The sequence below is a fragment of the [Ruminococcus] torques ATCC 27756 genome, from assembly GCF_000153925.1.
Taxonomy (GTDB): Bacteria; Bacillota; Clostridia; order Lachnospirales; family Lachnospiraceae; genus Mediterraneibacter; species Mediterraneibacter torques.
Window position 1 is genome coordinate 123,671 of record NZ_DS264344.1, and the last position, 12,277, is coordinate 135,947.

15 protein-coding genes are annotated in these 12,277 nt (G+C 39.4%); 14 read left to right on the forward strand and 1 reads right to left on the reverse strand.

The window, feature by feature from the left end:
• Positions 1–21: 21 nt before the first annotated feature.
• The 7 genes from RUMTOR_RS00715 (at position 22) to tnpA (ending at position 3,471) form a co-directional block, all read left to right on the forward strand.
• Complete coding sequence (locus RUMTOR_RS00715; RefSeq protein ID WP_009242677.1) at positions 22–228, forward strand: alpha/beta-type small acid-soluble spore protein; 207 nt, start codon at positions 22–24, stop codon at positions 226–228.
• Positions 229–349: 121 nt separating this feature from the next.
• Positions 350–919: a 16S rRNA (guanine(966)-N(2))-methyltransferase RsmD gene (gene rsmD, locus RUMTOR_RS00720; protein ID WP_004845073.1), complete on the forward strand. Its 570-nt coding sequence runs from the start codon at positions 350–352 to the stop codon at positions 917–919.
• Positions 913–1,410, forward strand: coding sequence for a pantetheine-phosphate adenylyltransferase (gene coaD, locus RUMTOR_RS00725; protein WP_004845074.1), 498 nt, complete (start codon positions 913–915; stop codon positions 1,408–1,410). The genes rsmD and coaD overlap by 7 nt, the downstream gene beginning before the upstream one ends.
• Positions 1,407–1,994: an ATP synthase subunit B family protein gene (locus RUMTOR_RS00730; RefSeq protein ID WP_004845075.1), complete on the forward strand. Its 588-nt coding sequence runs from the start codon at positions 1,407–1,409 to the stop codon at positions 1,992–1,994. Before coaD ends, RUMTOR_RS00730 begins: the two co-directional genes overlap by 4 nt.
• Before the next feature lie 375 nt (positions 1,995–2,369).
• On the forward strand, positions 2,370–2,513 hold the full coding sequence (locus RUMTOR_RS12975) for a hypothetical protein (RefSeq protein ID WP_004845076.1): 144 nt from the start codon (positions 2,370–2,372) through the stop codon (positions 2,511–2,513).
• Positions 2,506–2,682 (forward strand): UPF0175 family protein, encoded by a 177-nt coding sequence (locus tag RUMTOR_RS12580; RefSeq protein WP_004845077.1) that lies wholly within the window; start codon positions 2,506–2,508, stop codon positions 2,680–2,682. The genes RUMTOR_RS12975 and RUMTOR_RS12580 overlap by 8 nt, the downstream gene beginning before the upstream one ends.
• A 318-nt stretch (positions 2,683–3,000) precedes the next feature.
• On the forward strand, positions 3,001–3,471 hold the full coding sequence (tnpA, locus tag RUMTOR_RS00735) for an IS200/IS605 family transposase (RefSeq protein WP_004845078.1): 471 nt from the start codon (positions 3,001–3,003) through the stop codon (positions 3,469–3,471).
• Positions 3,472–4,059: 588 nt separating this feature from the next.
• On the opposite strand, the gene RUMTOR_RS00745 is transcribed toward tnpA, so the two are convergent.
• A complete protein-coding gene (locus RUMTOR_RS00745) occupies positions 4,060–4,857 on the reverse strand; it encodes a hypothetical protein (RefSeq protein ID WP_004845082.1) in 798 nt (265 codons plus the stop codon).
• Between the two features lie 312 nt (positions 4,858–5,169).
• On the opposite strand from RUMTOR_RS00745, the gene RUMTOR_RS00750 reads away from it, so the two are divergent.
• The 7 genes from RUMTOR_RS00750 (at position 5,170) to RUMTOR_RS00780 (ending at position 12,267) form a co-directional block, all read left to right on the forward strand.
• The gene (locus tag RUMTOR_RS00750) at positions 5,170–6,024 is read left to right on the forward strand and encodes a M23 family metallopeptidase (protein ID WP_009320593.1); all 855 of its coding nucleotides are present in this window, start codon (positions 5,170–5,172) and stop codon (positions 6,022–6,024) included.
• Positions 6,025–6,125: 101 nt separating this feature from the next.
• Positions 6,126–7,532 (forward strand): RsmF rRNA methyltransferase first C-terminal domain-containing protein, encoded by a 1,407-nt coding sequence (locus RUMTOR_RS00755; protein ID WP_004845084.1) that lies wholly within the window; start codon positions 6,126–6,128, stop codon positions 7,530–7,532.
• On the forward strand, positions 7,529–8,314 hold the full coding sequence (locus tag RUMTOR_RS00760) for a pseudouridine synthase (RefSeq protein WP_004845085.1): 786 nt from the start codon (positions 7,529–7,531) through the stop codon (positions 8,312–8,314). Before RUMTOR_RS00755 ends, RUMTOR_RS00760 begins: the two co-directional genes overlap by 4 nt.
• On the forward strand, positions 8,308–8,976 hold the full coding sequence (locus RUMTOR_RS00765) for an HAD family hydrolase (RefSeq protein WP_004845086.1): 669 nt from the start codon (positions 8,308–8,310) through the stop codon (positions 8,974–8,976). The genes RUMTOR_RS00760 and RUMTOR_RS00765 overlap by 7 nt, the downstream gene beginning before the upstream one ends.
• Before the next feature lie 10 nt (positions 8,977–8,986).
• Complete coding sequence (locus RUMTOR_RS00770) at positions 8,987–10,912, forward strand: YgiQ family radical SAM protein (RefSeq protein ID WP_004845087.1); 1,926 nt, start codon at positions 8,987–8,989, stop codon at positions 10,910–10,912.
• A 12-nt stretch (positions 10,913–10,924) separates the two neighbouring features.
• Positions 10,925–11,692, forward strand: a complete 768-nt coding sequence (locus RUMTOR_RS00775) for an SDR family NAD(P)-dependent oxidoreductase (RefSeq protein WP_009242667.1) — start codon at positions 10,925–10,927, stop codon at positions 11,690–11,692.
• Positions 11,689–12,267: a hypothetical protein gene (locus RUMTOR_RS00780; RefSeq protein ID WP_004845089.1), complete on the forward strand. Its 579-nt coding sequence runs from the start codon at positions 11,689–11,691 to the stop codon at positions 12,265–12,267. The genes RUMTOR_RS00775 and RUMTOR_RS00780 overlap by 4 nt, the downstream gene beginning before the upstream one ends.
• Positions 12,268–12,277: the final 10 nt, after the last annotated feature.

The window sequence follows — 12,277 nt, forward strand, 5'->3', positions numbered from 1 at the left end:
TGCAAAAGGAGGAAATTGATCATGGCAAATCGTTCATCTAACAGAGCAGCAGTACCGGAGGCAAAGGGCGCTCTGGACAAATTCAAGTATGAAGTGGCAAGTGAGTTAGGAGTACCGTTGACAGACGGTTATAACGGAGACCTCACATCGAAACAGAACGGATCTGTTGGCGGATATATGGTCAAGAAAATGATCGAGCAGCAGGAAAAACAGATGGCAGGCAAATAACATCGTTTTTTCGATAAAAAAGCTCGTCCCTATTACAAAGAAAAAGACGTCCGGGATTGACCCGGACGTCTTTTTCTGATAAAATTTTGCGTAGTTGTTAAAGAAAACGAGGTGTCATTTTATGCGTGTAATTGCAGGAAGTGCAAGAAGTCTCAGATTAAAAACTTTAGACGGGATGGACACAAGACCAACGACTGACCGTATCAAAGAAACACTGTTCAATATGATCGGTCCGTCAATGTTTGACTGTGTATTTCTTGATCTCTTTGCGGGAAGCGGCGGGATCGGAATTGAAGCGCTCAGCAGAGGAGCTCGCGAAGCTGTTTTTGTAGAGAATAATCCGAAGGCAATGATGTGTGTTAAAGACAATCTGAAGTTTACCAAATTAGAAGGCAAGGCGGTTACATTGACTACAGATGTTATGAATGCGCTTTACAAGCTGGAAGGTGAAAAGGTATTTGATTATATTTTTTTGGATCCTCCGTATGACAGAGGATTCGAAAAGAGGGTATTAGAATATTTATCGGATTCAAGTCTTGTCTATGAAGATACCCAGATCATTGTGGAAGCGTCAAAAGAAACTGATTTTTCGTATTTACAGGATTTGGGATTTGAAATTATCAGAGAAAAAACGTATAAAACGAATAAGCACCTGTTTATCGAGAAGGCGGGGAAAGAGGAAGTATGTTAAGAGCAATTTATCCGGGCAGTTTTGATCCGGTTACTTACGGTCATATAGATATTATGCGAAGATCATGCAAAATTGTTGACGAATTAATTGTCGGCGTATTGAGCAATAAAGCAAAAATCCCGTTGTTTTCTGTAGAAGAACGTGTTAAAATGTTAAAAGAAGTGACAAAAGATCTTGATAATATCCGAATCGTTCCGTTTGATGGACTTTTAGTGGAGTTCGCTTCGCGTATGAATGCCGGACTTGTGATAAGAGGACTGCGGGCAATCACAGATTTTGAATATGAACTTCAGATGTCACAGACAAATCAAAAACTGGATCCGAATATTGAGACGATGTTTTTGACGACGAGTATTGAATATTCTTATTTAAGTTCTACAACAGTAAGAGAGATTGCTGCTTTTGGGGGAGATTTAACACAATTCGTGCCGGAGGCGGTAGCTTTGGAACTTGAAAAAAAGATGAATACAAAAGGAGAGTGTAACAAATGAGCAGCCGTATTGAGCAGATTATCGAAGAGATTGAAGAGTATATTGACCGAGACTGTAAATTCCAGCCGCTGTCAACTACCAAGATTATTGTGAATAAAGAACATTTAGAAGAGCTTTTGAGAGAACTTCGTCTGAAAACTCCTGACGAGATTAAACGTTATCAGAAGATTATCGCAAACAGAGATGCGATTCTTGCGGATGCACAGGCAAAGGCGGATGCGATGATTGAAGAAGCGCAGGTACAGACGACAGAGCTTGTCAGCGAGCATGAGATCATGCAGCAGGCTTATGCGCAGGCAAATGAGATTGTAACGCAGGCTACGGCACAGGCTCAGGAGATTATAGATAACGCAACGAGTGATGCAAATGCAATCAGGATCGGAGCAATCCAGTATACAGATGATCTTATGGCAAATGCCGAAAGTATTATCGGACATACACTTGATAGTTATACAACAAAATACGATGGTCTGATCAGCTCCCTCCAGGAATGTTATGAAACCGTTCGCGCAAATCGCGCAGAACTTGATATCCCAACAGAAGAAGAGTCCGGAATATATAATTCTCAGGACGATTTATTCTAGGGTGACGGATATTTCGACTATTTTTAATTATATATGATACAATAAAAGCAGACGCTTTTAAGAAAAAAGAGATGCCTTTCAAGCAAGATTGTTTGGAAGGCATCTTTTGTACCGGAAAGCAGCGGTATTGAAAGCCGATGTGCACATGTTCGACTTCCGGAGGACATCTTTTCGAAATGTGACAGATCTAGTGTCGGAAAGTGTTCAAAAATGGGAACTTTTGCAGTTATCTGGATGTAGCGTCCATTCATCTGAAATACATTTTCAAGAAGTATTAAAAATAGAAGAACTCTGTTCATTTGTCTGAAAAAGCGTTACAATCGTTTCAGAAGGACGGGGAGGTGTTCCAGAGATCAGAAAGAACAAACAGAGTGCATGGGTTTAGGTTTAGATGGAATGCAGAAAATGAACGGCGCGATTAATGTTGATTTCATGACTGAGGAAGAGATTCATCAGAAGCTAGAAGCGGGATATAAGGATATGGAAAGCGGAAAAGTTCGGGAGGCATCGATTGTATGATACAAAGCAAACGATAGAACAAGTAACAGACTTTGCAAAAAAAGCAACCGCTTTGGGATTTTATAAGCAATATCGGGTATCTGCGGAATTGGGTTCTCAGATTGCTGGCATGATGGAGAAAGAATTCATAGACTATTTAGAAGAGAATGGTGTTTCCGTATGGAAATAGAAAAAAGATATAAAATGCTGGCAGATACATAAAAAATGAGGGAAGCACATAGAATAAAACCGGTATGAGTTGTCCTTGACAAAGGAGTTTGTTGAGGATATCACTATACCTAGTGATCGCACTACGGAAACTTGAGAAGCCCGTAGTCCGGAAGGCCCCTGCGGGGGCCTTTCGTTATTGTATCAAGAAAACCACGCGATAGTCGCGTGGTTCCGTGAAAGCTTTAGCGGTGTATTCAGAAATAAAAACTCCTAATGTGTATAATAAAAACGTGACCTGCCAGTTACGTAAATAAAAACACATTAGGAGGACCGTATAATGTCAGAACAAAATACAGACGTAAAAAGCTTAGCACATACAAAATGGAATTGCAAATATCATGTAGTGTTTGCACCTAAATATCGAAGGAAAGTATTTTATAACGAAAAGAAAGAAGCAATTCGTGAAATAATCCGAACACTGTGCCAATGGAAAGGTGTTGAAATCATCGAAGGAGAAGTATGTCCGGATCATATTCATTTACTTCTGAGTATCCCGCCCAAAATGAGCGTTTCGGGATTCATGGGATACTTAAAAGGAAAGAGTAGCCTAATGATATTTCAGAGATTCGGAAATATGAAATTTGCATACCGAAACCGCGAGTTTTGGTGTAAGGGATACTATGTTGATACAGTAGGGAAGAACACGGCAGCAATAAAAAGTTACATAGCCAACCAGCTAAAACAAGATAAGGAAATGGATCAGATTAGTCTATTCGATCCGCGAGACCCGTTTACGGGTAGCAAGTAATCCTGCGCGTGGCTGGCAGGCCAATAAAAGACGCACTTGTGCGTGGCTAGTAATATTAGGGCTATGCCCGAAAATGAAAAACCACCCGCTAGGCGGGTGGATGTTTATTTTCGGGGAAGTACAAAGGCGGCGGGGAAATGAAGAAAAAAGGATTTTTAACATAATGTTAGCAGTTATGACAAAGTTCAGAAATGTGTGTGCTCATAGTGATCGTCTGTTTGACTTTCGTACCAAGGATGCTTTATGTGATATGAAAATTCATGAAAGACTTTTCTTACCAAGAGAGCAAGGAAGATATGTGTATGGAAAAATGACTTGTTCGCACAGTTGATTATCTTGAAACTTTTATTGCCGGAAGATGAGTTTAAAACACTTTTCCACGAATTAAAAATTTGAGTGTATGAAGAAAAGTCTGTAATTAAGATTTTCTATGATAATGATAGGGGGGGGAAGCTCGTTCCGGAGCTTTCAACCCTTGTTTTGGAACTTTATGGTTTTGTGGACATTAACACCACAACAGGTTAGATAATAAGTCGGACTCCTTTCGTAAAAGGTTTCATTATATTGTAAAGCCATTGAAAGTAGATATTATAAAAAAAGCAGTACATAACCATACGCTGCAGCGGCCGAAATTACAGCTGTTATTATTTTCTGGATTAAATATGGAATGAAAGGAATTCCGGAAGAATGAATCATACTTTTTGTCTGTGCGAGCGCGCATAATCCCCCGAATGAAGTTAATGCAATAATGAGCGGATATGAAACAGCAATATTCTCGAATCTCTCAAAAAGAATGATAATTCCGTTTGTCAGTTCCAAAACAGGAAGAAGATAAAAAAACGCAGGAATATCCGTGGAAAATTTTGTGAGAAGGCGTATAAAAACAGAAAAGATAATGATATAGCCGCCTACCTTTACAATGTTTTCAAAACTATCCATCATACATTCGTCGAATGTGCGGAAGGAAAACGGATTGTTTTTACATTCTGTCTGGCGCAAGGATTCTCCGTATGATTCACTATGTTTGAAATAAAATCTTCTGAAAAAGAAACTAAGAAAAATCGGAACCGCAATTAATATGATAAGCGTTGGAACAAGTAACGTCCGATCACGCAAAATCTTGTGTATAATAAAATTAACGATAAAAACAGGACTTGTATTATTACAGAAAGATAACAGATAAGCAGCCTCAGAGCGTTCGATCTTTTTTGTACACACAAGATCTGCGGTAACTTTTGCACCCATCGGATAACCGCATAAAAATCCGGCAATAACAGAAAATGCCCCTGCGGCAGATACGGAAAATATTTTTCCGAGAGGTTTTCCAAGTACATTTGCTATTATATTTAGTCCTCCGCTTTTTAAAAGAATAGCAGTAATAAACATAAATGGAAAAAGTGTAGGAAAATTGTGTTAAACCAGAGTAAAAGTCCGTCTGCAGCACCTGTAAAAACGATATCAGGAGAAACGAGCATTGCAAGAAAAAGAAAAACAGTCAGACTTCCGGCATTGAGAAAACCTATTTTTTTTAATAAGTTTTTACTAGATGAGCATTTCACAATTTTTACTCCTTTTTTCCAGAAACAAAATCATATAGTAATGCTTATGATGCACACATCTTTTGTATGAAAATATCATATAGTGAAAGACAGAATAAAATGTGTTTTTTATATTGACAAAAAACGGAAGGGGCAGAGTGTGAGAAAGTTTCAAAAAGGGAAAAGAGACTTTTTTAAAAATTTTACAATTTTGTCTTCCGTACTGTTTTTCTGCGTATTGCATTCGGCTATATGGATTCCGAAACTTCAATATCAAAGCGAGAAAAGCCGATTGTCGGAAGATATTGTGTATTCCAATTTTTTTCGCAGACAGCCTGTATCTGATGAAGTGTTAAAAAAATTGAAAGAAAGTGAAGATCCGGGAAAGTTTCTCGGTTTGTACTGGCTGGAAAGTGATTTTGAAAGGGAAAAAACAGTCGGAGATATTACAAAATCAGAAAACAGATGGAAAAAAGCAGAGAGGTGGAACTCGTATGTCAGTGTCTGTCGGGCAATCTGGAATGACCTGGAATATTTTCCTGTAGCGGAAACTAATTTTGGGAAAGCGAACGTTTCTTTTTCAGATTCGTGGATGTTGGATCGGACTTACAAAGGAGATAGAAAACATGAAGGGACAGATATTATGCCGTTTGTCAATAAGCGGGATTACTTTCCTGTCGTAAGTATGACTGACGGGATTGTAACGTCGGTCGGTTGGTTAGAATTAGGTGGGTATCGTGTTGGAATCACTTCACCGGGAGGCGCTTACTTTTATTATGCACACTTAAGTTCTTATGCCGGAATAAAAGAAGGAGATCCTATATCAGCGGGCGATGTGATCGGATTTATGGGAGATACGGGATACAGTAAAAGAGAAGGGACAACAGGAAAGTTTCCTGTGCACTTACATCTTGGAATTTATATTTATAAAGACGGAAAAGAAATCAGTGTCAATCCATATGCAGCGTTAAAATATGTTGAAAACAGAAAAATCAAAGCATACTCAGACAGGTAGAATAATCATCGGAAAGTCTTTTATGAAGAGGCAAAACATGATATGATAGATAACACATGAAAAAAGAGTTGTGAAAAGCAACAGAAAACAGAGGAAATATTATGAATCTACCGATTGAATTTGAAGAAAAAATGCAAGATCTGCTTGGCGGGGAATATAACGATTATTTAAAATGTTATGAAGAACCCCGCCATTATGGACTCCGTGTAAATACATCCAAAATATCAATAGATCGTTTTTTAGAGATTGCTCCATGGCCGCTTCGTCCGATTCCGTGGATTGAAAACGGTTTTTATTATGATGGAGAAAAATATCAGCCTGCAAAGCACCCGTATTATTTTGCGGGATTGTACTATTTGCAGGAACCAAGCGCAATGACGCCTGCAAACAGACTCCCTATCGAAGCCGGAGACCGAGTGCTTGATGTGTGCGCAGCGCCGGGAGGAAAAGCGACAGAGTTAGGGGCAAAGTTAAACGGATCGGGAGTTTTGATCGCGAACGACCTGAGTAATTCAAGGGCAAGAGGACTTTTGAAAAATATTGAACTTTTCGGAATCGGAAACGTTCTTGTTTTAAGTGAAGAACCCGGAAAGCTTGTGAATTATTTTCCGGAGTATTTTGATAAGATCTTGATCGATGCGCCGTGCTCCGGAGAAGGCATGTTTCGCAAGGACAGAAAAATGGTAAAGGCATGGGAAGAACATGGTCCGGAATTTTTTGTAAAAATTCAAAGAAGCATTATTACACAAGCGGCGCAGATGCTGAAACCGGGCGGAATGCTACTTTATTCTACATGTACTTTTTCACCGGAAGAAAATGAACAGACGATTGAATTTCTGTTACAAGAATACCCTCAATTTAAGATTTGTGATATCAAAGGATACGAAGGGTTTTCAGATGGGATTTTAAAAGCTTCTTTGAGCGGCAATGAACAGTTAAAGAAAACAATCCGCATTTTTCCTCATAAAATGGAAGGAGAAGGACATTTTATCGCGCTTTTAAAAAAAGAAGAAGAGGCAGTTTCAGAAAACTTAAAGGAAAAAGAAAAAAACAATCGAAATAAAAATGAAAAAGAAAAAAGATTACCGGACGAACTTACGGAATTTTTGAAAAATGTAAAAAGAAAATTCGATTCATCCAGAATTGATATGCGGGGAGAAAATGTATATTATATGCCGGAAGGTCTTCCAAAGTTAAACGGAGTGCGGTTTTTACGGTCCGGGCTACTCTTGGGAGAATTGAAAAAAAGGCGTTTTGAGCCAAGTCAGGCGCTGGCTATGAATTTGAAAAAAGAAGAATATGAAAATGTACTAGATTTTTCGGTTGATGATGAACGGATTATAAAGTATTTAAAGGGAGAGACATTGGAAGTTGAAGATCTCGTTTCCTCAAAAGAGAAGGGGTGGTATCTCGTATGCGTAGACGGTTATCCTCTCGGTTTTGGCAAGCTGTCAGGACAGATGTTGAAGAATAAGTATCTGCCGGGATGGCGGTGGCAGTCATCATGAAATTGCGGTTAGATAAATATTTGACGGAAATGGGATGCGGCACAAGAAGTCAGGTGAAAAAAGAGATCTTAAAAGGAAGCGTTTCCGTCAATGGAGAGATAGCAAAGAAAGCTGAGCGGAAAGTTGATACAGAAAAAGATGAGATTATATTTAAAGGAGAAAAGATCTTTTATGCAGGGTATGAATATTTTATGTTGAATAAGCCTGCCGGAGTTGTGTCTGCAACGGAAGATAAAAAAGAGCGTACAGTCATAGACCTGATCAAAGAAAGCAAAAGAAAAGACTTATTTCCCGCGGGGCGGCTTGACAAAGATACAGAAGGTCTTCTTTTAATTACAAATGACGGGCAGCTTGCGCACCGCCTTCTTTCCCCGAAAAAGCATGTGGATAAAATTTATTATGCAAAAATCAAAGGAATTGTGACAGAAGAAGATGTACGATTGTTTGAGAAAGGCGTACATATCGGAGATGAAAAACCTACGATGCCGGCGGCGCTTGAAATTCTTTCTGTACAAAAAGAACGGCGGAAAGAAAAGATAAAAGAGCAGAAAATATTGCCTGAAACAAAAAATGAAACAGATGAAAAGGAAGACGGATATTCGGAAATCTATCTTACAATCAAAGAAGGTCGTTTCCATCAGGTGAAGCGTATGTTTCGTGCGGTAGGAAAAGAAGTTGTTTATTTAAAAAGGATTCAGTTTGGAACATTGACATTGGATCCGTCTTTAAAACCCGGACAATATAGAAAATTAACAGAAGAAGAGGTAGAACAATTATGTTGACAGGAAAAAAAGCGGTCATTTTTGATATGGATGGATCACTTGTAGATTCGATGTGGATCTGGCCGGAAGTTGACCGTATTTATATGGATAAATATCACTTGACTGCACCGGATACATTTCACAGAGATATAGAGGGGATGAGTTATGTAGAGACCGCACAATATTTTGTCGATACCTTTACAACATTAAATCAAACAGTAGAAGACGTAATGCAGGAATGGCGGGATATGACAGTTGAGCTGTATGCAACGAAAGTATTTCCAAAGGCCGGCGCAGTTGAGTTTCTGGATTTGATGAAACAAAACGGTATCCGTCTCGGTATTGCCACAAGCAATGATCGGGAAATTGCAGAAGCTGCGCTGAACGGACGGGGACTGACGAAATATTTTGATTCTGTACGTACTTCTTCGGAAGTTGCGGCAGGGAAACCTGCGCCGGATGTCTATTTAAAAGTCGCAGACGACATGAATGTAGACCCGAAAAACTGTCTTGTATTTGAAGATGTTATCAATGGAATTCTGGCAGGAAAGAACGCGGGCATGGAAGTGTGCGCTGTAGCAGATGATTTTACAAAAGCAGACGAAGCGGAGAAAAAGGCTGCCGCGGATTATTTTATCCGAGATTTTTTTGACGTTTTAAAAAACACTTACGAAAGGTGCTGAATTGAAAAATATGAACCATGATTTTTTACCTGTATGCAGGGAAGATATGGAAAAACGCGGGTGGAAGAGCGTTGATTTTGCCTATATTATCGGAGACGGATATGTGGATCATCCGTCTTTTGGTCATGCGATCATCAGCCGTCTTTTAGAATCAAGAGGATATCGTGTCGGAATTATTTCTCAACCGGATTGGAAAGATCCGGAAAGTATTTGTATTTACGGAGAACCGCGACTGGGATTTCTTGTTTCTGCCGGAAATATGGATTCGATGGTAAATCATTATTCTGTATCGAAAAAACGAAGAAGAACAGATGCTTATACCCCAGGCGGAGAGATGGGAAAACGCCCGGACCATGCCTGTGTTGTGTATGGAAATCTGATACGACAGAAATATAAAAAGACCGCAGTAATTATGGGCGGTATCGAAGCAAGTTTAAGACGTATGGCACATTATGACTATTGGTCGGATAAATTAAAACGGTCAATCCTTCTTGATTCCGGTGCGGATATTGTTTCTTACGGAATGGGAGAACGCTCGATCCTGGAGATTGCCGAAGCTTTAGAGGCGGGAATACCAATCGAAGAAATTACTTATATTGATGGTACTGTCGTTAAAATAAAAGAGAAAGAAAAAATATATGACGCCCAGTTTCTGCCTTCTTATGAGGAGCTAAAAGCAGATCGGAAAATGTATGCAAAAAGCTTCTATACACAATATTTAAATACGGATGCATTTAGCGGGAAACGACTTGCAGAACCTTATTCGGAACATTTATATGTCGTTCAGAATCCGCCGTCAAAACCGTTAAGTGTTACAGAAATGGATGATATTTATGATCTGCCGTATATGAGGACTTATCATCCGTCTTATAAAGCGAAAGGAGGAATCCCGGCAATTTCGGAGATCCGCTTCAGCCTGATCAGCAACAGGGGATGTTTCGGAGGATGCAGTTTCTGTGCGCTTACATTTCACCAGGGGCGTATTGTACAGGTCAGAAGTCATGAATCGCTTATAAAAGAAGCGGAACAAATGGTTGAAGAAAAAGATTTTAAGGGATACATCCATGATGTAGGAGGTCCGACCGCAAATTTTCGTCATCCATCTTGTGAAAAACAGCTTCGGCACGGTGTATGCGCGACAAAGCAGTGTCTCTTTCCTGCTCCTTGCAAAAATATAGATGCAGATCATAGTGATTATGTTGCACTATTACGAAAATTAAGAAAGATCCCGAAAGTAAAAAAAGTATTTATCCGTTCGGGAATCCGATTTGATTATTTGCTGGCAGATAAAAAGAATACATTTTTAAAAGAACTATGTCAGTATCATGTAAGCGGACAACTGAAAGTGGCGCCTGAACATATCAGCGCTCCCGTGCTTTCTTTGATGGGAAAACCGGAACATCGAATATATGAAGAGTTTACACGACAGTTTAAGAAAATGAATGAAAGACTCGGAATGGATCAGTATCTTGTCCCGTACCTTATGTCTTCTCATCCGGGATCAACGTTAAAAGAAGCTGTTGAACTGGCAGAATACTGCCGTGACCTCGGATATATGCCGGAGCAGGTGCAGGATTTTTATCCGACACCTTCTACGCTTTCAACTTGCATGTATTATACGGGAATCGATCCGCGCACCGGTCAGTCTGTTTATGTTCCGAAATCCCCGCATGAAAAAGCGATGCAGCGCGCTTTGATTCAGTATCGTGATCCGAAACATTATGACCTTGTTTTGGAAGCTTTGAGAAAAACGGGAAGAATGGATCTTGTCGGCTACGGACCAAAGTGTCTGATCCGTCCCGGACGTGAAAAAGACAGTACAAATACAGGACGTGAAAAACAAGTAAATACAAGTAAAAAGCCAGCTTATAAAAAGATAGATAAGAAAACAAACTATAAGAAAAAGACAATCAGAAATGTGCATAGAAAGAAATGAGGATAAATGAAAATGAGAGTTGCAGTTGTCACCGGAGCGTCATCAGGTATAGGAAGAGAGTTTGTTCGTCAATTGGAATATTTTTATAAGGATCTCGACGAAATATGGGTAATTGCACGAAGGGAAGAACGGTTGGAGCAGCTTAGGAAAGAAGTTAATGTTCCGCTTCGCATTTTTGCGGGAGACTTACAGAAAAAACATGTATACAGACAATTTTATACAGAGCTTTGTCAATGGCACCCTAATATAAGAATGCTTGTCAATGCAGCCGGTTTTGGCAAAAGCGGAACTTTTTCGGAAATTGCCGAAAAAGGAAAACGGATTCATACGGATATGATCGATCTGAATTGCACTGCGCTTATCCGCATAACGCAAATGACGCTTCCTTATATGAAGATGGGAAGCCGTATTATAAACATGGCAAGTGCGGCGGCGTTTTGTCCGCAGCCTTCTTTTGCTGTTTATGCGGCGTCTAAAGCATGTGTTTTAAGTTTTTCACGTGCTCTGGGACAAGAATTAAGAGAAAAAAGCATTTATGTGACGGCAGTTTGTCCGGGACCTGTGGAAACAGAATTTTTCGAGGTGAGCGGAGAATTAAAAAATCCCCTCAAAAAGCTGAATATGGCGGCGGCAAATAAAGTTGTTCATAGAGCTCTTATTGACAGCAGAAAGAAGAAATCTGTTTCTGTATATGGAGCAGGAATAAAAGCGGCAGAAATTATGACAAAACTGCTGCCGGTAAGTCTTATTTTGAAAGCGGAGGAACTATTTGTATCATGAAAAAGACAGAAAAAGGAATGCCGGGATATTTAAATTATAAAAGAAAAATAGAAATCATAAGAACGCTTGCCTATTTTGGCATCGTGATCGCAATATTGCTTCTCGGATATTTTCAGACAGGAACAAAATTAAATCTTCTTACAGTAGTAGCTATTGTCGGATGTCTTCCGGCATCGAAAGCGCTTGTAGGAGTTATTACACGCTTTCCTTATCGTTCGATCGATGGAGAACGAGCGAAAGAAATCGCGTCAAAAACTGATCTTCTGACTGTTTGTTATGATATGGTGATCACGAGCAGAGATCATATAATGCCTGTTGACTGCATTGTGATATCCGGACATAATATTTTCGGATATACCCATTATAATAAAGTAAACACGACAGAACTTGCCGATCATATAAAAACAATTTTAGCACAAAACGGTTACAAAGGATTTCAAATTCGTATATTAAATGAGTATAAGCCGTTTATTACAAGAGCGGAAGGTTTAAATAATATTGCGGCTGTCGAACAGGAAGATACAAAAACAAAAGAAGAAACGGTACGTGGTCTTATTCTAAACATCTCTATGTAAATAAAAAGGA